The organism is Sphaerisporangium dianthi (genome assembly GCF_042654065.1).
Taxonomy (GTDB): domain Bacteria; phylum Actinomycetota; class Actinomycetes; order Streptosporangiales; family Streptosporangiaceae; genus Sphaerisporangium; species Sphaerisporangium dianthi.
This window is the reverse complement of sequence record NZ_JBHSFP010000001.1, coordinates 200,613-223,679: the sequence shown is the minus strand read 5'-3', so window position 1 is coordinate 223,679 and position 23,067 is coordinate 200,613. Positions and strand designations below refer to the sequence as shown.

Sequence of the window (23,067 nt, the reverse complement as noted above, 5' to 3'; positions counted from 1 at the left end):
GGTGCGGTCGTCAAGCCGGCGGGCCGGGTCCGGGACGGAAGACGGAGTCCGCCTGTCCGTCCCGGACCTGGTCATCTAGCTCACTAGGCGGTTACTCCCAAGATCGGGAGCGCTGGCGCAACGTGCACGAGCCAGATGAAGGCCGACAGCATTGCCGCTGTGACTATCGCGATTCTCATCTTCTTCCTAACGATCGGCCGCGGTATAGCGACTGGAATTCACTGGTGCATCGATGCGGTCTTGATCTTAGGGGTGCGATGATCGACATGCACGGCCATTGTCAACTTATCCATACATGTAGTGAATAGCAGCGTAAAGTTGGGTATGAGGCGTTCGTTCACCAATGGCGGGATTGATGGAATCGCGAACTTCTCGGCTTATAGTGCAGAGTGTTACACATCTGGCGATCTAGGGGGATTGTGCAGGCGCGTCCGGAGTTCCAGCGCCTCGGGGACGCCGAGGTCCTCATACAGCTTCAGTGCCTGGCGCCAGAGCCGGCGCGCTTGGACAGGATCGCCGATCAGGTCGAGTGTGGAACCCATCTGCCGTAGGGCCTGCGCCTCTTGGTGAACGTCGCCGATCGCGCGCGCCACTCGCAGCGCCTGCTCGTAGAACTCCAGGGCGGCGTGGTGGCGACGTGCGTGCTGATGGGCGTCGCCGATGCCGGTGAGGGCGCGCGCCTGCTGCTGCCGCTCCACCACATCCGCGGAGATGCTCAACGCTCTCTGGTGGTGGACCAGCGCCTGTTCGTCGTTTCCCGTGCCCGCATAGCAGGATCCGATGCTGTTCAGCGTGTGCGCTTCGCCGCGCCGGTCGCCGATCTCGCGGTAGAGGCGCAAGGCTTTCCTGTAGCGTTCCAGCGCTTCACCGTGACGGCCTAGATGCTGTAACACGTTCGCCGTATTGTGCAGCAGACCGGCCTCTTCCCTGGGTCCTGTCTCGGGGGCGAGGGCGGCTGCCCGCTCGTAATACTCCAGCGCGCTGGAGTATTGGCCGCGACGAGCCTCCAACTCGCCGATGTTGTTCAGGACCACCTGGCGGCCATGGAGATCGCCGTCCTCCTCGTGAAGTGCGAGGACCTCGCGCAGCCGGTCGGATGCCGCTTGGTAGTCGCCCTTGGCGTCGGCGATGCCGGCGATGTGGTTCAGGCTTATCGCTTGGCCATAGTGGTCGCCCATCGCCCTTCTGATGTCGAGGGCCCGCTGGAAGTGGCCCAGCGCCGCGTCGAACTCCGAACGCTGCCAGTGGGCGAGGCCGCTCTGGTCGAGGAGTTCCGCGACGCCATGCCGGTCGCCCTGCGCCTGCCGGATGCTCAATGCCTGTGCAGTGATGTCGAGGCACTCGTCGAGTCTGCCGCTCTGCCGCAGCACCTCGCTGAGATCGGTCAGCGCGCGGGCGAGTCCTCGAGGGTCGTCCAATCGGCGCCAGGCTTCGATGGCGTCGGTATGGACGCGGACGGCGTCCGCCCAGTGGCCCCAGAAGCTGAGGTGGCGGCTGAGCACATGGGCGAACATGGCGGTATGCCGCGTCCAGCCGTGGTCGGCGGAATAGGCGGTCAACCGCAGCAGGTTGTCGAGCTCTGTCCTCAGCCACGACAGTGCTTGGTCCGTGGTCGCCATGTCGGGTGAGGCCGCCGGTGGGCCGGTCACCTCGACGGAGGCGCGGGCTCGATGGCGGTACGCGAGCCGGTCCGCGCGGTCGGCGAGGAAGAGGTGGTAGTCGAGGACGCGGTGGACGGCCTCGGTCCGTTCGCTCTCCGATTCCTGGTCCGCGAGCGAGGTGGCGTAATCGCGGATCAGGTCGTGGAGGCGATAGCGGCCGCGTCGCGGTTCGGCGATGAGGTGGTGATCCAGAAGATCGTCCAGGAACCGCTCGGCGATGGCGAGTGGACGTCCCAGCAGCGCCGCCACGCAATGCGCGGTCAGTTCGGTTCCCGGGTACAGCCCGAGCCGGGTGAAGGCTCGCTGCTGGAATCCGGTGAGTCCCTCGTAGGACAGCCGGAACGCGGCGATGACCTCCCGGTTCTCGGCTCTGATCTCGGCCAGGCGCTGGTTGCCGCGTCCCAGCCGGTCGGCCAGGTCGGCGGCGCTCCACGCTGGGCGGTGTCGCAGTTTGCTTCCGACGATCTGGATCGCGAGCGGCAGATAGCCGCAGAGGCGGGTCACCGCGGCGACGCCGTCGGGTTCGAGGGGGCGATGCCTACCGGCGGCTCGGTGGAGCAGTTCGGCCGCGTCCCTGGGGGGCAGGACGTCCAGGGAGAGCGACTCGACGCCCTCCAGGCCGGTCAGCCTGCGTCGGCTGGTGACGATGACCAGGCATCCGGGTTCGCCGGGCAGCAGGTGGCGGATCTGCTGGGTTCCCGTGGCGTCGTCCAGCACGATGAGGACCTTGTGCCCGGCCAGTTCCTTCCGCCATCTGGCGGCTCGCGCGTCCAGCCCTTCTGGAATGTCGCCTGGCACACCGAGGTGACGAAGCAGGCGATCGAGGGCGGTGGCGGGATCGAGCGGCTCGTGAAGAGGGCTGTGGCCGTGCAGGTCGAGGTAGAGCCTGCCATGGTGATAGCGGTCGGCGACAAGGTGGGCGAGATGGACCGCGAAGGCGGTCTTGCCGACCCCCGGCATACCGTCGATGGCCAGTACGGGCACCGCCGCCCCGTCGAGCACCCTGTCCGAGGTCAGGGGGGCGAGTTCGTCCGTCCTGCCGGTGAAGGTGGGGAGGTCCCGCGGCAGGTCGTTGGGCGGGGCGGGGCCCGAGGTGTGCCGAGGGCGGGTGCCGGCGACCAGCCCGGGATCGCGGCGGAGGATGCGCTGATGCAGGTCCCGCAGGGTGGGATCCGGCTCGGTGCCGAGTTGCTCGGTGAACCGCTCGCGAGCCTGCCGGTAGGCCGCCAGCGCGTCCGCCTGCCGCCCGTTCGCGTACAGCGTCCGCATGAGGAGTTCGATGAGCTTCTCGTCCAACGGGTAACGGGTCACCAGTTCGGACAGCTCCGCGACGAGCCGGGTGTGGTCACCCTGGCCGAGTTCCAAGGTGATGCGCTCCATGGTGCCGCCGAGCATCTCCTCTTCGAGGTTCTTGCGAGTGATGTCGGCCCAGGCCCCCGGCAGACCCGCCAGCGGCTCGCCGCGCCACTGATCCTCCGCCTCGCGGTACAGCCGGAGGGCGTTATCGATATCGCCGGCTCCCGCCGACCCCCGGGCGTCCGCGCGTAGTTTGCGGAAGCGGTGCAAATCGATATTTTCGACGTCCGTTTCCAATATGTACGACCCGGAAACGCGGCGCAGGCGCGGACCGGCACTCTCGTCTTCCGCCGTGCCGGCGATTTCCTGCAGACGCTTCCTCAGCCGGGAGACACTGCTCTGCAATAGGGCCGCCGCCTGTGCGGGAGGGTCGCCGTCCCATAGCTTCGCGATGAGCGACCGGATGGGCACCGGACGCCCCGGAGCCAGGAGAAGAACGGCTATGACCAGCCGTTCCTTGGCCCAGCCGACATCATGGCGCCGCTCTTGGGACCACAGTTCCACCGGGCCGAGAATGCGAAATTCCATTCGAGTCCCTTTCCTGGGACATCGCCCATCCGTCCGGATTAGTATCACCTCGGCGCCAATCGATCCAGGGCATGAGCGAGAAGCGGTAAAAGCGTCTCTTGCCAGAAGTGGGTCCGCCTGTAAAACACAAGATCGCCGCAAGGTTCTCCGCAAGGGTCTCCACCCAAGCTGTGCGACAGGGGCGAGGAAGCCTCGCCCGGATGCCGGTGGCCGGCAAGGGGGAGACGGAAACCAATGTCTGGACAGGAATGGCGTCGGGTTCCGGTCGGGCTCGACGCGGACAGGTGGGTGACCCGACCGAATTGCAAGGCGGTTCTCGCGGTCGTGCACACGGTGACCTCGGGACAGCGGCTGCTCGACACGGTGCGGCTGGTCGAGTCGGACCTGCGGATCCAGGTCGTGTTCACAAGGGCTCCCGACGTCTTCGGCAACGGGGCGGCCGAGTTCATCGACGGACTGGGCGCGATCTGCCTCCCCTGGGAGCAGGCCACGCGGCAGAGCTTCGACCTCGCGCTCGCGGCCAGCCTGGGAGCGGTGCACGAGATCCACGCGCCGTTGATCGTCCTGCCGCACGGTGCCGGCTTCAACAAGCTGGCGCGAGGGCGCGAGGGCGTCCGCGCCGTCGGGAGCTCCGTGGCGTACGGGCTCGACGCGCAACGGCTGGTGCACGATGGCGCGGTCGTCCCGGCCGCGATCGTGCTGTCCCACGACTCCGAACTCGGACGGCTCGGCCGGACGTGCCCGGAGGCGGTACCGGCGGCGGCCGTGGTGGGGGATCCGTCGTACGACCGGCTGACCGCCAGTCTGGCGCACCGCGACGCCTATCGCAGGGCGCTGGCGGTCGGACACGACCAGACGCTCGTGGTGGTCACCTCGACCTGGGGGCCGCGGTCACTGTTCGGGCGGTCGTCCGAGCTGCTGTCGCGCCTGCTCGCCGAATTACCCGCGTGCGGGTTTCGCGTCGTGGCGCTCTTGCACCCGAACATCTGGTTCGGACACGGAGTCTGGCAGGTGAGGACCTGGCTCGCCGGACCTCTGCGGCAGGGCCTGGGCCTGGTTCCTCCTGACGCGGACTGGCGGGCCGTGCTCGCCGCGGCCGATCTGATCATCGGCGACCACGGGTCGGTGACCCTGTACGGCACCGTCACCGGGGCTCCGGTGGTCCTGACGGACTTTCCCGAGTCCGAGGTCGACCCGGCCTCGGCGTTCGGGGAGCTCGCGGCCGTCGCGCCTCGGCTGTCCTCTCGCGGATCGCTGCGCGAGCAGCTGACCAGGATCCAGGCCGAGGCCGGAGACGGCCGGTACAAGAGCGCGGTCGAGCGCATCACCTCGGCGCCCGGCCGCTTCGACCGCAACATGCGCCGCCTCATGTACCGGATGATGCGGTTGAAACAGCCCGCCGCCATCACCGCGGCCGCGCCGGCCGCCGTGCCATTCCTGCTGGACCGGTGGACCGGCCATGGGGGCCCGCCGTCCAGCCCACCCTGCACCGCGCCGCCGCCCACCTCCTGCAGGTCCTGTTCCGCCGGCGTACACGGGAGTGCGGCCGACGGCGAACGGAGATGGACGTGATCGAGAGACTCGTCGGCGTTCACCTGTTCCGGCTCAAGAATGTGTTCAACTTGAGCCGCGCCGACGCCGCGCCGCGGGCGGCGACGGCCGAGGTCGCCGCGCCGGCGATTCTGGTGATTCCGCGTGAGGGTCCGCTGCGCGAGCCGCACCTGATGCTGTTCAACGGCACGCGGAGCTTCTGCGCGATGCCGCCGGGCACGCTCGTCTCCCAGGGCGTCCACGTCGTCGTCCATCTCGACGACGGCCTGCGGGAGGCGTGGCCGGAGGTCGCGGACGTGGTCGTCGGGGCGGCCGGGCGCTCGCACCCTTTTGCCGCCTACAGGGTGACGCGTGTCCTGAGCCGCTATCCAGGGTGCGAGGTCGCCACGGGCGTGCGACGCGGCGGCTGCTTGGCGGGGCTTCGGGACGGACAGCTGGTGAAGATCGTCGAGGCGGGCGGGCCGATGGCCGCCACGGGACCGGGACCCGCCGTGTACGGGTCCTTCCTGTACGGCTGGCTGGCCGCCGGCATGCCTCTGGGATGCCTGTCCACGGCGTCGGTGGTCCACGGCCGTTACGCCGGCCCGGCCCGCGGACGGCCGGGGGCGCTGGAGGTCGCGGGCCGCGCGGAGATCAAACTGGCCGGTCCCGTCCTGAGGAGCGTACGAAGGAGGACATCGTGACACCGACGTCCGCGTGCGGAGGACCGCCCGTGTCCGGAGGCGCCGGGCGGTCTTCGCCCGGCGGCAGTAGGGCGCCCGCTTCGCCCGGCGGCAGTGGGGCGCCCGCTTCGCCCGGCGGCAGTGGGGCGTCCGTGAAACCGAAGATCGTGGTGGCCGGGGCGGTCAGCTTCTACCTGTCGGTGGGCGTCCCGGAGTTTCCGCTGCGCTACGCCTCCAAGTGCACGCCGCGCTGGATGGCCGCCGGGGTGTCCGGAGCGGCGGGTCACATCGCGCGCGTCCTGAGCGCGTTCGACGACGACGTACGCCTGTGCACGGTGGTCGGGCGCGACGCCGCCGGAGCGCAGATACGCGCCGAACTGGACCGGGAAGGACTGCTCGGCCCCGGTGTGGTCGACGGCGACGGGTCGTCCATGGGTGTCGCCCTGGTCGCGCCGGACGGCAGCCGCCTCGGACTTCCCCACCTCGAGCCGGTGAACGCGACCGCCTATCCGTTCGAAAGGGTGAGCGCGGCGGCACAGGGCGCCGATCTGCTCGTCCTCACCAACGCGAAGTTCGTCCGGCCCCTGGTGGCGCCGGCGGCCCGGCTCGGCGTGCCCATCGCGGTGGACGTCCATCTCATCGGCGATGTGGCCGATGAGTACAACCGGCCGTGGCTCCAGGCCGCCGAGATCGTCTTCTGCAGCCACGAGAACCTGCCGTGCCGGCCCGAGCCGTGGATGGGGCGGCTCTTCGAGCGCTACCCGCGATGCCGGCTGGCGTGCGTGGGAATGGGGGCGGCGGGGGCTCTGCTCGGCACCCGGGACGGGCGCCTGCTCCGGGCGGAGGCGATGGCGCCGCGCGGCGTCGTCAACACCTCGGGTGCGGGTGACGCGCTCTTCGCCGCCTTCCTGCATATATGGCTGCGCACCGGGGACGCGGCGCGCGCGTTGCGCGGCGCGGTCCTGTACGCGGGCTGGAAGGTCGGTCACCGGCTACCGGTGGCCGCGTCGCTGAGCGAGGCGGAACTCGTGGAACTGGAGGCCGCGTACCCGGTCCGCACCACGGTGTGACGTCGGAACGGAGTCGCCCCATGCGGCACGCGGGGCGGCGCGCTCCGGCACGGCGGCGGTTCGTCGGCTCGGGACACCGGCCCCCGGCGTCCGGACGGGCGGTGACCGCCGCGGCGCCACCGGTCCGTGCCGGCGTGGCTCACGTGGCGGCGTGGCTCACGTGGCGGCGTGGCTCACGTGGCGGCGTGGCTCACGTGGCGGCGGGGCCGCCGGTGTCCAGGCGCGCGGTGACCTGCCGCGCCTCCTCCTCGTACCGGCGTGCGTCGTCGTCCCTGCCGTCCGACAGGGCCAGGTCCGCCAGTGCCCGCAGCGCCAGCGCCTCGCCGGAGCCGGAGCCGATGTCCCTCATCCGCGACAGGCCCCGCTCGAGCAGATCGTCGGCGGCCTCGCCACTCTTGGCCCTCGCGCGGCCCAGCAGGATGAGGACCCGTGCCTGGTTGTACGGATCGGTCTCCGCCGCCAGCAGGTCGCGCGCCTCGGACAACGACGCGACCGCTTCCCTGCCGCGCCCCTGCCCCAGCAGTGCCTCGCCAAGGTCGCACAACGTCAGGGCGATACGGCGGGACGCCCCTTGTGCTCGGTAACGTTCCAGCGCCTCGCCGAAGAGCGTGATCGCCATATCGAGACGGCCCAGGTCCCTCTCCACCATGCCCAGCCGCCGCAGTGCGCCCGCGACACGTAGCCGGTCGCCCAAGCGCCGCCAGATGCGCAGCGATCGGCGGAACTCTCCGGCGGCCTCCTCCGGCCGGCCGAGCGAGAGCAGCGCCAGGCCCGTGCGGTTCAGCATCCTGGCCTCGGCGGAGGCATCGGAGCACGCCCGCGCCGCCTCCAGCCCGAGCCGGTCGACGGCCAGCCGTTCGGCGTGATGACCCCGGTAAAGGAAAAGGGGCCACAGCGCGTCGACGAGTTGCCACGCTGTGCGGAACGATCGACGCTCGGCGGCGAGCCTCGCGGCCGTCCGCACGTTGCCGAACTCGTTCTCCAGCCAGTCCAGGGCCTCGCCCGGCCCGGCGAAGACGAGGGGCTCGGCAGGCGGGTAATCGAGTTCGGGCGGCCGCAGGCGCCGGTAGGGCAATATGACCTGGCTCGCGCTGTGGGTGGTGTGCAGGAACCAGTCGAGGGCCCGTCGCACGGTCTCGTCACGGACGGCCTGGCTCTCCTCCTGCTCGGCCATCTCACGCGCGTGGAGCAAGGTCAGATCGTGGAACCGGTGGTACCCGCCGGGGACGTCGTCCAGCAGATTGGCGTCCACCAGCACTCCGAGCAGCCACCGGACGCGCGTGCGGGGGACGCCGATCGTGGCGGCGGCCGCACGGATGTCGAAGGTCGTGCCCGGAAACAGCCCGAGCAACCGGTAGGCGCGCGCGGCCTCGGGCGGAGAGAGCCCGCGGTAGGACAGCGTCAGGGCGGCCCGGACCGTGATGTCCTCCTCCACGGAAAGCGCGCTGAGGCGCTGCCTCTCAAGGCTGAGGGCGTCGACCATCTCGGCCAGGTCCCAGTTCGGCCTGGTCGCGAGCCGTGCGGCGGCCAGGCACAGCGCCAGCGGGAAGCGCGAGCACAGCTCGACGAGTTCCAGCGCCGCATCCCGCTCCCTCTCGACACGGTCGTCACCGAGGGTGCGTCTCAGCAGGTCCAGCGCTCCATCGGCGGAGAGCCGTTCGAGCCGTACACCGCGGGCGCCGCGCATGAGCAGGCCCGCGAGCCGCCAGCGGCTGGTGACCACCGCCACGCTGTGCGGCGAGGCGGGCAGCAGCGGGCCGACCTGGGCAGCCGAGAGAGCGTCGTCGAGCACGACGACCAGACGGCGTTCGCTGACGATCGACTGGTAGAGGGCGGCGCGTTCGGCCAGGCCCGAGGGGATGCGCTCGGGGGCGATGCCGAACGCCCTGATGAACCGTCCCAAGATCTCGGCCGGTCCGACGGGCTCGGCCGCCGCGTGCCCGCGCAGGTCGGCGTAGAGCTGGCCGCCGGGAAAGGCGTGTCGCTCGCGGTGCGCCCAGTGCAGCGCGACGGCCGTCTTGCCGATGCCGGCGGGACCGCTGACCAGGGCCACCTTGGGCACGCCCGCTCCGCGATCGTCGGAGCGCACGGAGTCGAGCAGGGTCAACGCCTCGTCCCGGTCGACCAGGATGCCCGCCGGGGGGAGCTGGGACGGTGTGGGCAGGGGTTCGAACCCCTGGAACACCTGGATCCCGCCCTGGATGTCGCGCGCCTGGACCACAGGCCCCACGACCGACCCGCTCAAGTCGTTGACGTGATCCTCAGGAGCGTTGTCGTCACCTGGACCTCTGTTCATCACCCTGCACACGTCGTGGGGACGGGACGTCTGGTGAAATCGCCTGGCCCAGTGGAAGACCGTCCACCTTGTCGGCACTGAAACGGACTTCCATGCTTGCTCGTGCCCTAACGTCTCGTCAAGGACCATTGCTCATCGAGTTCGGCGTTCGCCCGCGCCGCCGATCGCCGGCTGTTCACAGGACGACGACGGTGTCACGTTCCTCGCCTGCGACCGGCCGCGCTGTGGCGCGTGAGGAGAGCGGCCGGTCTTGTTCCGGTTCGCCGTTGTGCGTCCGGCCGGGTGGGCGTGCCGCCGGTGTTCCCTTGTTCGGTCAGGGAGCCTGCTCCTGGTCGTGTTGCCAGAGCTGCTCGCCGCCGCTGAACCGCCCGGTAGGGAGCAGGCCCGTGCGGCGGGCGACGGCGGCGGAGGCGCCGTGGTCGGGATGGACGTGCGCCTCCACGGTCACGACGCCGCGCGAGCCGAGCCAGGCGACCATGGCCTGCGCGGCCTCCGAGGCGTACCCGCGCCCCTGCCAGGGCAGGCCGACGACCCAGGCGATCTCGGCTCGCCGCCCGTCGTCCATGATCGTCGCCTGCACGTAGCCGACCGCGCGCCCGTCGGCCTTCCTCCGGACGACCCAGTTGTGCCATTCCTGGCGGCCGTCCCGGGAGCGCCCGGTGACCTGCCGGGCGTAGCGGGCGCGGAGCTGGTCCAGGGTGGGCGCGGAGCCGCCGATGTAGGTGTACAGGTCGTCGCCGGCCAGCACCTCGACCATCTCGCCGGCGTCGCTCACGGCCAACGGATCAAGCCGAAGCCGGTCGGATGTCATTCGAGTGGTCATCAGGTTCCGTCCGGAATCGTGGGGGCCGGTGATCGTCGGTCTCCGGTCGGTTCGCCGCGGGCTCCGTGTGGCCGGTCGGCGTGTCGTGCATGGCATGACCCTAGCGGCGTTGACCGAGGCCGCCGTTTCGCTCTACAGTTGTTGAGTCAACAGCTGTGGAGCGAATGGAGTGAGCGGATGACGGCCCGTTTCGACCGCACCCCCCGCGACGTGCTCGCCCTCTACCACCGCGCCATGGTGGACATGTCGGCCGACGATCTCGCCGACCTGTACGCGGTCGACGGGGTCCACGAGTTCCCCTTCCGGGCGCCGGGATTCCCCGCTCGCTTTCACGGCCGTGAGGAGGTGCGCGCCGGCTACCACAAGGCCTGGGACGCCAGTCCGGTGCGGCTGGCGGAGATCCGGGACGTGGCGGTGCACGAGGCCGCCGACCCCGAGGTCATCGTCGGGGAGTGGCGCGGCACCGGGACGGCCGGGCCCGACGGGCGGCCGTGCGAGTTGTCCGGGCTGCTCATGTTCCGGGTGCGCGAGGGGGAGATCGTGGAAACCCGCGACTACATGGACGTCTTCGGCACCTATCACGCCATCGGGCGCCTGAAGGACGTGGTGGCCGCACTGGACGCCCCGGCACCGAGCTGACGGGCCGGCGGGCTGACGGGCCGGAAGTCGCGGGCGTCGCCGGTGGACGCGCGGTCAGCCCCCGGCGACGCCGAGCCCGCGCAGCAGCACCTGTTTGGCCGAGCGGAACTCCTCGTCGGTGAGCACGCCGGAGCGGTGGAGCCGGCCGAGTTCGCCCAGGCGGCGTACCAGGGCGTCCTGGTTCTCCAGCTCGGCGACGCGGCGCAGCAGCGCTTCGCGGTCGTCGGGCGCGGCCGGCGGCAGGGCGGGCGGCGCTTCGGCCTCGCGCGGCAGCCGGGCGAACACGGCGGCGGCGACCAGGGCGGTCAGGCCGCCGTACCGCTGGACTCCCCACGACAGGGAACGCGGGTCCTCCTCGGGAGGTCTGACCGGCTCGCCGCCCTTGAGGTGGAAGCGGAGACGGCCGTAGCCGATGCCGGACTGCGGAGCCCACTCGACGCCCGCCAGATCGGACAGCGGGATCGTCTGCGGGCCCGCGGTCTGCTTGGCCGTCTTGGCGAACAGCGTCCATTCGAGATGGACCCGGTCGCCGTCGAAGCTCACGGAGCCGTCGCCGGCCGAGGCCGACACCGGCACGGCGGGGCCGGGCAGCAGGAGGGCCGCGCTGGGACCGCTCGGCACCTGCTCCAGGGTGAGGCCGGTGCGCACCTCGTCGACGAGGTACTCGGCCGCTCCGATGCGTTCCTTGGGGATGGCCAGCCGGTACGGGTCGGCGGCCCCCAGGAGCCGTCCGGAGACCACGTCGGTCAGCGGATCGGCCCCCGATCGCAGGCGGAGCTGCAGACTGCCGCCCTTGCGTGACGGCTCGAAGGACACCCCGGCGATCGCCGCGAGGGGGATCGCCAGCTCGCCGAGCACCTTGCGCAGTTCGTGGACGCTCTTGTCGCCGCCCGGAACGATCCTCAGGGTGTCGCCGTCGAACGTCCACGCCCCGTCCGGCGCCAAGATCTCGGCCATGTCCTTCACCCTAGAGCGTCCGAGCCCGCCGTGGCGTGGTCGCCTACGTGGGAGGTAATCGCCATGCCGCGCCGGAACCGAGAGGGTTGCGGCATGACGCATGACACCCATACTGCCGCGGCGCCCGATGAGATCAATGAGACGCACGACGCCGTGGAGACCGGCACCGCCCATGAAGGCCGTGCCACGCGGCACGTCGTGGAGGAACTGCTCCGCCGGATCGCCGGCGGTGACCCCGACCAGGTCGCCGCGTTGTTCGCCGATCGGTTCGACTGGCGGCTCGCCTGGCCCGCGGAGGGACATCCGGCGGTGCCGTGGATCCGGCCGCGGACGAGCCGGGCCGACGTGGCGGACCACTTCCGGTCGCTGGAGGCCCACCATGTGCCCGAGGCGAACGGCACTTCGGTGGCGCGCGTCCTGGTCGACGGGGCGGACGCCGTCGTGCTCGGCGAGATCGCCCAGACGGTGAGGGCCGGGGGTGCGGCTTACACGTCGCCGTTCGCGCTGCACCTCACCGTCGAGAACGGATTCATCACCCGGTACCACATCTACGAGGACAGCCTCACCGTCGCCCGCGCCCTCGGCTCCGGGAACGCCGGGAACGCCGGGAACGCGGTGGACGCGGGGGACGCCGAGGCCGCTACCGCGGGGTCACTCTGACAGGCAGCGGGTCCCGTTGACTCTGAAGATCGTGGGCGACGGGTTGTCCCCGGAATGCGTCCCGTTGAAGCCGATCCATACGGACTGACCGGGGTTGATGGTCTTGTTCCAGGCGAGGCTGGTCGCGGCGACGGCCAGGCCCGACTGGGCCCAGGTGGCGGACCAGCCCGAGGTCATGCGCTGGGCGGTGAGGGCGAAGCCGAACTCCAGCCGCCAGCCGTCGATCGGGGTGCTGCCGGTGTTCTTGATGGAGACGTCGGTGGTGAAGCCGGTCTGCCAGCTCCTCGCCTTGTAGGTGACCTCGCAGCTCACGGGCGTCGGCGTCGTGGACGGTGTCACCGAAGGGGTGACGGAGGGAGTCACCGAAGGGGTGACGGTGGGAGTCACCGAAGGGCTCGGCGAGGTGGAGGGATAGGTGGCGGCGTTGGACGGGGTGCTCAGGTTGCCGGCCTCGCCGACCACCACCACCTGGAACGTGTAGGAGGCCTCGGTACCGATGACCGCCAAGGTGCGCGGAAGCCGGCTGTACCCCGCGTAGTTCCACTCGGTGGAGGAGCGGCGGAACGCGTTGACGAGGTCCTGGCCCGTGCCGCCCGTCGTCGCCCACGACAGCATCACGTAGCCCGCGGCGGGCCCGTTGCCGACTTGCAGGTTGTACGGCGTGGGCGGGGTGGTCGGCCATGGACTCGGGGCCGGGCTGGGGTTCGGCGGCTCGGTCATGGCGGTGCCCTTGGCCAGGAGACTGGGCACGCTCTTGTTGCCGGCGGCGTCCACGGCGACGACGTAGAACAGATAGTCGCGGCCGGGCGTCAGGCCGGGCACATCGGCGACGACCTCGGTGGCCGAGGAGGTGAAATGCGGATTGACGCGGTTGAAGGACGTATTCGTCGGATTGCTGTACGACCAGGCGTACACCTCGTAGCCGGTGACCGCGACGTCATCGGTCGACGGCGTCCAGGCAAGGCGCACGACGCCGTTGAGGTAGACGTTCCGGGTGGTGAGCCCGTCAGGCGTGCTGGGCGGGGTGGTGTCGGCGGTGATCGTGCCGGCCCGCGTCGTGCCGAAGACGGCGCCCGAGGCGGGCATCGGGCCCGCGCCGAGGACGGCCGCCGTGGCGGCGGCGGCACAGCATCCGATCACAAGGGCACGTAAAGCGGCCCCACGAGGACGGGAGAAGGGCATGGCGAACCTCTCGTCGGGCGGACAGGACCGGGCGGGCCTGGCCGCGACATTGCCGGTCGGTACCGAGCGAGCCATGGCCGCGACATTGCCGGCCAGGAGCGGGTGACGCTGACGGACGGGCGGGCAATGCCATTGGGCCATCGGCCATCAGGACACCAGAGCGGCCCCCGTGAGCAGGCGTGGGCCTGACGGCCGATCGTCGCATCGACTCCCCCGAGCGGAACGGCGGAGGACGCCGTTCATCATGATCCTGCGTCCGGCCGGACGGCGTAGTCCATCATCCGCCCGGCCCTGGGCATTTCAGCGCAGCTCAGAGCCGGTACACGCCGCCGGGACATTGAAAGTTTCAGCCTGGCCCCACCTCTCGGCGAGGCCGCCGTCGTGCCGGCTCGCGTCGTGGCGCCCGCATCAGAACGCCCGGTGGCCGCTCGACGACGGCGTCGCGCCCGTTCGATCGCAGGACGTCAGGTGGCCGCTCAGCTTCGGCGCAGTGCCCATTCGACGCCGGGGCAGCGGTTCATGACGACGTCGAGGCCGGCGTCGAGGGCACGCTGGGCGGCGGCCTCGTCGATCACGCCGAGGGGCAGCCAGACCGCGCCGGCGCCCGCCGCGATCGCCTCGTCCACCGCCTGGCCCGCGTACTCCGACCGCCGGTAAACGCCGACGACGTCCGCCTTGACCGGCACCTCGGCCAGCGACGCGTATCCCTGCTCGTCCAGCACGGCCGTGGCGGCCGGATGGACCGGGATGATGCGCTTTCCTCTCGCCTGGAGCAGGCGTGCCTGCTCGAAGGCGGTGCGGGTCGGGTCACCGCCGAGCCCGACGAAAACCCAGGTGCGCGACTCGCCGAGCAGCCGCCTGATGACATCCTGATCCGCGAAACGATCCTTCATGTGCTCCGTCAACACGCCGGGCACCCCTGGGCTTCCCGCCAGGGGGCCTCTCACGCGGGCAAAGGCGTTCCAGCCGCCGCCGCGACGACCTCGCCGGCGCCGGGCGGATGCGGGGGCGCGGGGGCGCGGGGGCGCGGGTGTGAAACCACCACGAACAAAGACGGTTCCCGTCTCGACTAACCCTATGGAGAGCGAACGAGACGGGGTGCGGACATGACGGGCAGCGGCGAGCTGGCACCGGGGGATCCGATCCGGCTGGGGGACTACCTGCTGGCGGGCAGGCTGGGCTCGGGCGGGCAGGGCGTCGTCTACGAGGCCTACGACCGTGACGGCCGCCGGGTGGCGATAAAGATCCTCTATGGAGATCCGGCGCTGAACCGCGGCATCGCGCGCGAGGTCACCGCGGCCGAGCGGGTGGCGTCGTTCTGCATCGCCAAGGTGCTCGCCCACGACCTCGCGGCGGCGAAGCCGTACATCGTCAGCGAGTACATCGAAGGCCCCAGCCTGCGGCGGTACCTCCAGGACCGGGGCCCGTCGCGAGGAGCCGACCTGCACCGGCTCGCGGTCGCCGTCGCCACCGCGCTCACCTCGATCCACGAGGCCGGGGTCATCCACCGCGACCTCAAGCCCGACAACGTCCTGATCGGGCCGGACGGGCCAAGGGTGATCGACTTCGGCATCGCCAGGACCGTCGAGATGTCGCTGACCTCCACCGGCCTGGTCGCGGGGACGCCCACGTACATGGCGCCGGAGGTCTTCACCGGACAGCGCGCCGGCATGCCGGCCGACGTGTTCGCCTGGGGGGCCATCGTCGTGTTCGCGGCCACGGGCCGCGACCCCTTCCAGGCCGACAGCCTGGGCGCCGTCATGCATCGCGTCCTCTCGCTGGACCCCGGCCTGGACGACCTCGACGACCCGCTGCGCGGCCTCGTCGCCTCGGCGCTGAACAAGGATCCCGCCGTGCGTCCCACCGCACGCGAGCTGCTGATGGGCTTGATCGGAGCGGCGGGCGACCCGCTGGCGGCAGGGGCGCAAGCCGCCTCGGAGATCCGTGTCTCCTCCGGCGATCCGGCGCTCGGCGCACGGGCCGAGGACGTCTTCCTGCGGCTGGCGCCGGCGGCGCAGGAACTGGTCGCCGAGCTCTTCCTGCGCATGGTCGGCGTCGACGCCGACAGCGAGGACACCGTCCGGCGCGCCGGACGGGAGGAACTGCCGGCGGGGGCCGATGACGTGCTGGCGGCGTTCGCCGCGGCCGGTCTGGTCACCTCCAGCGGTGACGAGGTGACGATCTCCCGCCTGGCCCTGCTGAGGGCGTGGCCGCGGCTGCGCGAATGGGTGGAGGCCGAGCGTCCCGGCCTCGTGGTGCATCGCGAACTCGCCACCGCCGCCCGGCGCTGGCGCGACGGCGAGGGCGACCCGCCGCACGGCCGGATCCTCGAGTCCGGGTTGCGGTGGGCGGCGACCGGGCGCCGCCATCTGACGCTGAACACGCTGGAGCGCGCCTACCTCGACTCGGGTACGGCTCTGGCCCGCCGGCGCGGCCGCGTCCGCCGCCTGGTGACCGCGGCCCTCGCGCTGTCGCTCGTGATCGCCCTGGGCGCGGGTGCGGTGGCCGTACGGCAGAGCGTGAGCCTCGCCGCGAAACTCGACGAGGCGACGGCGCGTTCGGTCGCCGCGCGGGCGGAGGACCTGCGCTCCACCGACCCGCGCGCCGCGATGCTGCTGAGCGCGGCCGCCTGGCGCATCGCGCCGGTGAGCGAGGCGCGCGGCGCGCTGTACGGGTCACTGGCCCAGCCCCAGCTGGACGACTTCGGCCCCGAGTACGGCGAGCTCGGCCGTGACGGGCGGACGCTGTACGCCGCGGACGCCGCCGGCGTGCGCGTATGGGACGTCGCCGCCCGCAGGCGGATCCGTGCCCTTCCTCCCCTGGTGCCAGGGGACGACGTCACCGTCTCGGCGAGCCGCGACGGACGGACCATGGTGGTCGAGGGCGACGTCGTCCGGCTGGCGGACGCGCGCACAGGGAAGGCGCTCGGTGAGCCCCACGAGAACCTCATGAACGCCGCCTTCGGGGACGGCACCCGGGTGTTCTGGGCGGAGACGCGCAAGGAGCACGTCCAGCTGTGGCGCGTGGGGGACGGCGAGCCGCTGCTGGACCGCGGCTCCTTCGAACACGTGGCGATAGGCCCGGGCGACCGCTACGCGGCGCTGTTCAACCAGGAGGGACCGGCCGAGATCTGGGATCTCTCCAGCGGCAGGCGCCTTCCCGTGCCCCCGTTGCCCAAGGGCGACCAGGTCCACGCCGTCAGGTTCGCGCCCGACGGCCGGACGCTGGCGATCGTGCGCTACACCGATGTCCTGCTCTGGGACGTGCCGTCAGGAAAGGCGCAAGGACAGCCGTTGGAGGCGCCCGGCGCCCTCCATCGGGACCACTACGGCGACGACCTGCTCGCGTACAGCGCGGACGGCCGCCACCTCGCCGTCGTCGACCCCGGCCACATCACCCTGTGGCGCGTGGCCGATCGCACCCGGCTCGCCGAATACCCGCTGGGCACCCGGCAAGCCGATCTCGTGAGCTTCGACACGGACGGCCGGGTCCTGCGCTACACCACGACCGACCCGTCGTTCTCGGTCGTCTCCCTCGACGTCTCCGCCCACACCCGGCCGCCGACGCTGGGCGCTCCTGGCCGCTGGGACGCCGCCCTCAGCCCGGACGGTCGCGTCCTGGCCCTGAGCGACCGCCCCCTGACGACCGTCGAGCTCTGGGACCCATCGCGAGCCCGCCTGCTGGGCCGGCTCGGGATCCCGGCGGACACGGCCGCATACGCCGATCTGATCTTCAGTCCGGACGGTCGTACCCTCGCCGTCAGCGCACGGACGGGCCGCACCCGCGTCACCCTTTGGGATGTGGCCACGCTGCGCCGCCGCCCCGACCTCGACGACCCGGGCGGAGCGGCCCATCTCGCCCGGGCGTTCAGCCCCGACGGCCGGACGCTCGCCGTCTCCTCCGTCAGCGAGGACGGCGCCGAGGTCAGCAGGTCGTGGGATCTGCGGACCCGGAAGCCGGCCGGAGGCTTCGGCCTCGATCGCGGCGGGGTGCTGGCCCTTCTGCCGTACGGACACGTGCTGTCCACCGACGGGAAGATGACGGACGGGTCGTCCGGAAAGCAGGTCCCCTGGGACAGTCCCGGCAGGCTCGGCTTTCGCGCGGTGGCCGTGAGCCGGGACCAGCGGTTCGTCGCCGTCGGAGCGGAGGAAGGGCGCATCGCGGTGTCGGACGCCAAGACGGGCCGGCGCCGCAGCCTCGTCCTGAACGCCGGTGGGGCGGTCCACGCGCTCGCCTTCTCTCCGGACGGGACACTGCTCGCGTCGGGCACCGCGGGCCAGATCCGCCTGTGGGATCCCACGACCGGCAGGTCGGTCGCACCGCCCTTCGCCGGACCCGCCGACATCGTGACCTCGCTCGCGTTCGAGGCGGACGGCACCCTCCGGGCCGCAGGATGGCTTCGGGACCTGCTCTCCTACCCGACCGCACCCGAGCGGGCCGTCGAGGCGGTCTGCGAACGAGCCGGCCGGACACTGACGGAGGCCGAGTGGCGCCGGTACATCCCCGACCTGCCGTACAGGACGGTATGCCACTGACACCAAGCCAGACCCGCCAACGAGCGAGAGCGCCCGGCCGGAGGTGTCCGGTGGCGCCGGACAGCTTGGGTGGTCTGGTGTGGGGCGTTCCACCTGCGGGTTCGAGGTCGGTCTGACGGGATCCGTCCGCTCGTCTCGCCGGACACGGGCTTCAGCGGCGAACGTGATGAGGGCCGGCGCCACCGCATCCGGCGGCTCGCACCTCCAGGCGGTGGCCGGCGCACCCGAGGACCTGGCCGCGTCGGTCACGGGTCAGGTCCGCACAGGCCGCACTGTCCGGCCACATCTGGTCACCAAGCGGCAACTCGTAGCGAAAGGAACGTGTCATGGGAACGATGCGCAGGATCGCGGGCATGGCGACGGCCATGGGCGCCCTCACCCTGGGCCTGGCCCTCCCGGCCACCGGGGCGGCCGACGCCTCCGCCCTCGCGTGGAAGAGGTTCAGCTGGAACACCATCACGGCGGGCGACTGCGCGATGTCCTCCGGCGCGACCTGGACCATCAGGTCCGACGGGACGGCGGACTTCGACGGCACGGTCAGCAGCCGTGACGGCGACGACGCCTGGCTGATGTGGGCGCGCCTGAAGGACGCCAACGGCGCCGTGCTCGCCGACATCCAGGTGGCGAACAGCACCGGCACCAAGTTCGTCAAGGGCCTCCCCCGTGCCTGGCAGCGGTACCGGTGGTTCGCGCGGGGCCACTTCGACCCCAGCCTGTACCCGCTGATCAAGCACATGTCGCTGGCCAAGCACTGCTGAGGATCCGCCTCCGCCCCGGATGCCGGCGCGGTGTGCGGCGCCCCGCCTCCGGCGAGATCGGTCTAGGCCTGATCGGCCGTCCGGTGACGCCCGCGTTCCTGGCGGGCCGTCGCCGTGGCGTCGAGCAGCTCGGCCACGGTGCGGCGGGCGCCCTCCCCGCCGCTCTCGCCGTAGGCGCCGGCGTCCTCGCCGCCGGAGGGGGCCCCGGTCTCCCGGTGGAAGCGGCCGAGCAGTTCCATGCGCACCGGGGCGTCGTCGCCGCGCGCGGCGCGCAGGAGGAGGGCGTTCTTGTCCTCCTCCGGCAGGCGTTCGATCCACCGGGCCAGGCCCGCCGGGTCGTCGCGGCCGGCCGGCAGTTCGGGGGCGGCCGTCGCGGCGGTCGCGAGCAGGTCGGCGTCCAGGCGCAGGAAGGCGGCCAGGGCCCGCTGAGCCGCGGTGAGCGAACGGAGCCCCGCGGGGACGGGCGGTTCCAGCTCGTCTTCCATGTCCTCGTCGAAGGCGTCTTCGTCGCGCTCCCAGGTGCCGACGGCGGCCAGCCAGGCGAGGTACAGCGGGCGCGAATCACCGGAGGCGAGTTCCGCCCGGACGCCCGAGACGGCCGTGAGCCACCCTTCGGGAGGGCTCTCGGCGAGGCCGGCCTCCTCGTCCTCGTTGCGCAGGTCGAGGATCAGGTGCTCATCATCGGTCACCCACCCCTCGAACAGCTCGTCGACGAGGTAGGGCTCGACGGTGGCGAGGTCGAGGAGCTTCTCGGGCAGGCGCAGCATCACCTGGTTGACGCCCCAGCCGGTGACGTACACGTGGGCGTCGTAGTAGCGCTCCATCATCCGCGCCGGATCGCCGCCGAAGTCGTCCGGCTCGTGGTCGGCGGTGAAGGACGTCGCGGTGACCTGGGCGCCGGGGGAGAGGGCGCGTACCTCGGTCTGCTCGGCGGCGGTCAGCGGGCGGTCGATCGCCGCGAATTCGTAGTGCTGGTGCTCGCTCACGGATCAGTGACTCCAGTGCCGTCAGGCGTCGATTCCGTTCGAACCTGTCGGTCGCCGAGAATAGTGGAGCCGGCGCCGCGGAGGGCCATCGATGCTGGAGCGGTGGGCTTTCGCCGCCCCCGCACCGTGCCCGGGCTTCCCGCGCTCGTCCGCCTCCGGCGGGCGCGGGGCGAGCCCGGCCCGAGCCCGTCCGGCGAAGGGCTCGGGACGGGCCGGCCATGCGGGCCTACCGGGTCATCTGGGGCCGTATCCCTGAGGGCCGTGTCCCTGAGGGCCGTACGGATGCCGGTGGCCGGGGTGCCAGTGGTGAGGGCCGTAGGGGTGGCCGTGGTGCCAGTGATGGCGGCGATGGCGCCAGTGGTCGCGGCCGAAGCGGGAGTCGTCGTAGCAGCGGTCGTTGTTGTACTGGCCGTAGGAGGTCTGCGGGCAGGGGTAGGCCTGCGACAGAGACCCCGGGTTCGTGGCGGGTGCGCCGGCGGACTGGGCCGACACCGTCACGGGGACGACAATGGCGAACGCCGCCAGCGAGCCGGCGGCGATAGCGTTCTTGAGCATGGGAGATCTCCGCATCTGGTGATCGAGTCCGGCATGGTGCCTGGACGTACGGAGCGCCGGACCGGCTTTCGGAACGTTCGCCGATTCGACGTCTACGTCTTATGACGCTAGCCCCGGTGATGCGGATGATCATGTCATGGGAAGCAAAAGTCGGGACCGGGATCGCCATGTATTTCGACCGATCGACAATTCGGAATTCACGGCATACAGGCGTTATAACCCGGTAATGCGCGGGGTCGATGGGCCCGCCGGCCGCGAGGGGGAGCGGCCCCTCGCGCCGGTCGTGGGAGGCCCGCCCGGCTAGGCGTCGTTCGCGCCGGTGGCGGCGAGGCGGGCTCGTCGGGCTTCGCGACGGTCGACGAAGCGGGAGGCGGAGACCTCCAGGCGGTTCAGGAACTCCGCGAGCTCGTCGCGGGCCTTGTCCGCCTCGGGGTCCAGACCGGTGAGGTCGAAGACGGCCCACTGGCGCAGGACGGGCATGAGGACGTCGTCCAGGTGCAGGCGCAGGTCGTAGATGCCCGCGTTGGCGATGGTCATCGCCTTGCGGGTGAAGCCCTCGATGCCGGTGCCGGGCATCTGGAAGGTGGTCACCACGTCGGTGACGGCCCGCATGGTCTGGCTCGGGGCCAGCCGGAAGGCCGCGTCGAGCAGGTTGCGGTAGAACAGCATGTGCAGGTTCTCGTCGGCGGCGATGCGGGCGAGCAGGCGCTCGCAGTCGGGGTCCTGGGAGGCCTTGCCGGTGTTGCGGTGCGAGATGCGGGTGGCCAGCTCCTGGAAGGAGACGTAGGCCAGCGAGTGCAGCACGCCCTCGTAGGAGTTGGTGAACCCTTCTCCCATGTGCACCATGCGGGCCCGCTCGAGGGCGACCGGGTCGACGGCCCGCGTCACCGTCAGGTAGTCGCGGATGGCGGTGCCGTGCCGGCCTTCCTCGGCCGTCCACCGGTGCACCCAGGTGCCCCAGGCGGCGTCCCGGCCGAACGTCGTGGCGATCTCGTGGTGGTAGCTGGGCAGGTTGTCCTCGGTCAGCAGGTTGACGATGAGGGAGACCCGCGCCTCCTCGGGGATCGTCGAATCGGTCTCGGCCCAGGCCTCGCCGCCGAAGACGCCGTCGTAGTCGCGGCCCTGCGACCATGGGACGTACTCGTGCGGGAACCACTCTTTGGCCACCTTGAGATGACGGTCCAGCTCGCCGGCCACAACCGGCTCCAGCTCGAACAGCAACTCGGTGTCGTTGAACTCACGCACGAGACATCCCCCCGTTTTAGCTACTTGACCGTAACCTACGCTAGCGTAAGTTACGGGGCTTTGCGCAGTTCGCCGCGATAGGTGCCGAAGGACCACAGGTTGCCTTCAGGGTCGCGGACGGCGAAGTCGCGGGAGCCGTAAGGGGTGTCGCGCGGTGCGTAGAGCGTCTCGGCTCCTGCCGCCGTGGCCCGGGCGTACAGCGCGTCGGGCTCGTCGGTGACGACGTACGCGCCGAAGGTGCCCGGAGGCAGCCACCACGGGTTGTCCTCGCTGCGGTCGCGGTCGGAGCCGAGCATGACGCCGCCGCCGAGCGGCCAGTCGAGCTGCGCGTGGTCGACGCGGCCGCCCTCGCCGTACACGACGGTCTCCTCGAAGCCGAAGGCCTCGACGAGGAAGGCGATGAGCGCGCGGGCGTCACGGGCGCGCAGGGTCGGCCAGACCTGAGGACGCGGTGTCTGTGTCATGCCGCCGAGTCTGACGGCGGGGGCGCGGCGGGGTCTTGGACGTTTCGGAGCTCTTCGGCCAGCCACCGGCTGGGCGGGCAGCCCGCGAGGTCGCGGAACTCGCGGGCCAGGTGCGCCTGGTCGTAGTACCCGCATTCGACCGCCAGGTCCGCCAGACCCACCGCGCCCGCGCCACGGCCCGCCGCGCTCATGCCTTCACCCGCCGCGCCCGCGCCTCGTCTTGCGGCGCCCCCGTCTCGTCTTGCGGCGCCCCCGTCTCGTCTTGCGGCGCCCCCGTCTCGTCTTGCGGCGCCCGCGTCTCGTCTTGCGGCGCCCGCGTCCCGGTCCGCCGCGCTCGTGGCCGGAGGCGCGGCGTTCTGAGCGGCCAGGCGTTGCAGCCTGCGGCGCGTCCGGTCGAATCTGATGACCCGGGCCGCGGCCTTGGGGCTGAGCCCCGTCTCGGCGGTGAACCGCGCGCGCAGATGCCGGGGGCTCCAGCCGACCTCGCGCGCGAGGCCGGCGACCGGCGCCGTGCCGCCGGTGGACAGCAGCAGCCGCCAGGCCCGGGCGACCTCGGAGGGAACACCGCGTTCGCGGCCGGGGCGGCGCAGCAGCGCGCCGGCCCGTCGCATCAGCAGCTCGTCCAGGATCGCGAAGCGCCGCTCCCAGTCAGGCGCGGAGTTCAGGCGGTCGTGCAGTTCGCCGGCGGTCCGGCCGAGGACGGCGCTCGCCTCCACGTCGGTGTTGCCGAGCGAGCCGGCGGGCAGGCCGAGCAGGGCGCGCGCGCCGAGCGGGCTCAGCGCGATCTGCACGCCGGCCTGCCGGCCCTCGTGGGTGATCAGAGCGGGCGTGGTGTGCAGGCCGCCGATCAGGCTCTCGTACCGCCCCGGCGGCTGGGCGGGGTCGGGATGGGCCGCGATCTCCAGCGGGTCGTCGAGGGTCACGATGACGGTCAGGTACGGCGACGGCAGCCCGCGATGGCGGCCCGGCGCCCCGCCCCGCTCGCGATACCCGTGGTAGGGCCCGATCAGCGCACGGAGCGCCGCGGCCGGCGTCCCCAGCACCATCTCCACGCCGCCCACCTCCACCCTTCCGGCGTCTTTGCGCCTGTCGTCCGTCACCGCGAGGTCCGGTGTCCCCACGCTCGACGCCGATCGTCG

18 protein-coding genes are annotated in these 23,067 nt (G+C 71.6%); 7 read left to right on the top strand and 11 right to left on the bottom strand.

Annotation, left to right across the window (positions count from 1 at the left end):
- Nucleotides 1-392 precede the first annotated feature (392 nt).
- Nucleotides 393-3,698 (bottom strand): AfsR/SARP family transcriptional regulator, encoded by a 3,306-nt coding sequence (locus ACFO60_RS00930; RefSeq protein ID WP_380835728.1) that lies wholly within the window; start codon nucleotides 3,696-3,698, stop codon nucleotides 393-395.
- Nucleotides 3,699-3,833: 135 nt separating this feature from the next.
- On the opposite strand from ACFO60_RS00930, the gene ACFO60_RS00925 reads away from it, so the two are divergent.
- The 3 genes from ACFO60_RS00925 to ACFO60_RS00915 all read left to right on the top strand — a co-directional run bounded on the left by ACFO60_RS00925 (nucleotide 3,834) and on the right by ACFO60_RS00915 (nucleotide 6,828).
- Entirely contained in the window at nucleotides 3,834-5,117 is a 1,284-nt protein-coding gene (locus ACFO60_RS00925) for a hypothetical protein (protein ID WP_380835726.1), read from the top strand.
- On the top strand, nucleotides 5,114-5,779 hold the full coding sequence (locus ACFO60_RS00920; protein ID WP_380835725.1) for a hypothetical protein: 666 nt from the start codon (nucleotides 5,114-5,116) through the stop codon (nucleotides 5,777-5,779). The genes ACFO60_RS00925 and ACFO60_RS00920 overlap by 4 nt, the downstream gene beginning before the upstream one ends.
- 131 nt (nucleotides 5,780-5,910) lie before the next feature.
- On the top strand, nucleotides 5,911-6,828 hold the full coding sequence (locus ACFO60_RS00915) for a carbohydrate kinase family protein (protein WP_380835724.1): 918 nt from the start codon (nucleotides 5,911-5,913) through the stop codon (nucleotides 6,826-6,828).
- 190 nt (nucleotides 6,829-7,018) lie between these two features.
- Here the strand turns inward: ACFO60_RS00915 and ACFO60_RS00910 are convergent, their stop codons facing one another.
- Together ACFO60_RS00910 and ACFO60_RS00905 are read right to left on the bottom strand one after the other, a co-directional pair.
- A complete protein-coding gene (locus ACFO60_RS00910; RefSeq protein WP_380835722.1) occupies nucleotides 7,019-9,073 on the bottom strand; it encodes a tetratricopeptide repeat protein in 2,055 nt (684 codons plus the stop codon).
- A gap of 364 nt (nucleotides 9,074-9,437) precedes the next feature.
- The gene (locus ACFO60_RS00905; RefSeq protein ID WP_380836421.1) at nucleotides 9,438-9,935 is read right to left on the bottom strand and encodes a GNAT family N-acetyltransferase; all 498 of its coding nucleotides are present in this window, start codon (nucleotides 9,933-9,935) and stop codon (nucleotides 9,438-9,440) included.
- A 189-nt stretch (nucleotides 9,936-10,124) separates the two neighbouring features.
- On the opposite strand from ACFO60_RS00905, the gene ACFO60_RS00900 reads away from it, so the two are divergent.
- Nucleotides 10,125-10,586, top strand: coding sequence for a nuclear transport factor 2 family protein (locus ACFO60_RS00900; protein ID WP_380835720.1), 462 nt, complete (start codon nucleotides 10,125-10,127; stop codon nucleotides 10,584-10,586).
- Nucleotides 10,587-10,640: 54 nt separating this feature from the next.
- Here the strand turns inward: ACFO60_RS00900 and ACFO60_RS00895 are convergent, their stop codons facing one another.
- Nucleotides 10,641-11,543: a DUF4429 domain-containing protein gene (locus tag ACFO60_RS00895; protein ID WP_380835718.1), complete on the bottom strand. Its 903-nt coding sequence runs from the start codon at nucleotides 11,541-11,543 to the stop codon at nucleotides 10,641-10,643.
- 93 nt (nucleotides 11,544-11,636) lie between these two features.
- On the opposite strand from ACFO60_RS00895, the gene ACFO60_RS00890 reads away from it, so the two are divergent.
- Entirely contained in the window at nucleotides 11,637-12,203 is a 567-nt protein-coding gene (locus ACFO60_RS00890) for a nuclear transport factor 2 family protein (RefSeq protein WP_380835716.1), read from the top strand.
- Here ACFO60_RS00890 and ACFO60_RS00885 read toward each other — a convergent pair.
- Both ACFO60_RS00885 and ACFO60_RS00880 read right to left on the bottom strand, forming a co-directional pair.
- Nucleotides 12,195-13,343, bottom strand: a complete 1,149-nt coding sequence (locus ACFO60_RS00885) for a cellulose binding domain-containing protein (RefSeq protein WP_380835714.1) — start codon at nucleotides 13,341-13,343, stop codon at nucleotides 12,195-12,197. The genes ACFO60_RS00890 and ACFO60_RS00885 overlap by 9 nt on opposite strands.
- A gap of 518 nt (nucleotides 13,344-13,861) precedes the next feature.
- Nucleotides 13,862-14,278, bottom strand: a complete 417-nt coding sequence (locus ACFO60_RS00880; protein ID WP_380835713.1) for a CoA-binding protein — start codon at nucleotides 14,276-14,278, stop codon at nucleotides 13,862-13,864.
- Between the two features lie 213 nt (nucleotides 14,279-14,491).
- On the opposite strand from ACFO60_RS00880, the gene ACFO60_RS00875 reads away from it, so the two are divergent.
- Together ACFO60_RS00875 and ACFO60_RS00870 are read left to right on the top strand one after the other, a co-directional pair.
- Nucleotides 14,492-17,920 (top strand): serine/threonine-protein kinase, encoded by a 3,429-nt coding sequence (locus tag ACFO60_RS00875; RefSeq protein ID WP_380835712.1) that lies wholly within the window; start codon nucleotides 14,492-14,494, stop codon nucleotides 17,918-17,920.
- Between the two features lie 326 nt (nucleotides 17,921-18,246).
- Nucleotides 18,247-18,678: a DUF6294 family protein gene (locus ACFO60_RS00870; RefSeq protein WP_380835710.1), complete on the top strand. Its 432-nt coding sequence runs from the start codon at nucleotides 18,247-18,249 to the stop codon at nucleotides 18,676-18,678.
- Between the two features lie 62 nt (nucleotides 18,679-18,740).
- On the opposite strand, the gene ACFO60_RS00865 is transcribed toward ACFO60_RS00870, so the two are convergent.
- The 5 genes from ACFO60_RS00865 to ACFO60_RS00845 all read right to left on the bottom strand — a co-directional run bounded on the left by ACFO60_RS00865 (nucleotide 18,741) and on the right by ACFO60_RS00845 (nucleotide 23,049).
- The gene (locus ACFO60_RS00865) at nucleotides 18,741-19,664 is read right to left on the bottom strand and encodes a hypothetical protein (protein ID WP_380835709.1); all 924 of its coding nucleotides are present in this window, start codon (nucleotides 19,662-19,664) and stop codon (nucleotides 18,741-18,743) included.
- Between the two features lie 234 nt (nucleotides 19,665-19,898).
- A complete protein-coding gene (locus ACFO60_RS00860; RefSeq protein WP_380835708.1) occupies nucleotides 19,899-20,219 on the bottom strand; it encodes a hypothetical protein in 321 nt (106 codons plus the stop codon).
- A gap of 300 nt (nucleotides 20,220-20,519) precedes the next feature.
- On the bottom strand, nucleotides 20,520-21,464 hold the full coding sequence (locus ACFO60_RS00855; RefSeq protein ID WP_380835706.1) for an acyl-ACP desaturase: 945 nt from the start codon (nucleotides 21,462-21,464) through the stop codon (nucleotides 20,520-20,522).
- A gap of 50 nt (nucleotides 21,465-21,514) precedes the next feature.
- Entirely contained in the window at nucleotides 21,515-21,928 is a 414-nt protein-coding gene (locus tag ACFO60_RS00850) for a VOC family protein (RefSeq protein ID WP_380835704.1), read from the bottom strand.
- Nucleotides 21,925-23,049 carry an AraC family transcriptional regulator gene (locus tag ACFO60_RS00845; protein ID WP_380835702.1) on the bottom strand — a complete coding sequence of 375 codons (1,125 nt, stop codon included), beginning with the start codon at nucleotides 23,047-23,049 and terminating at the stop codon, nucleotides 21,925-21,927. The genes ACFO60_RS00850 and ACFO60_RS00845 overlap by 4 nt, the downstream gene beginning before the upstream one ends.
- Nucleotides 23,050-23,067: the final 18 nt, after the last annotated feature.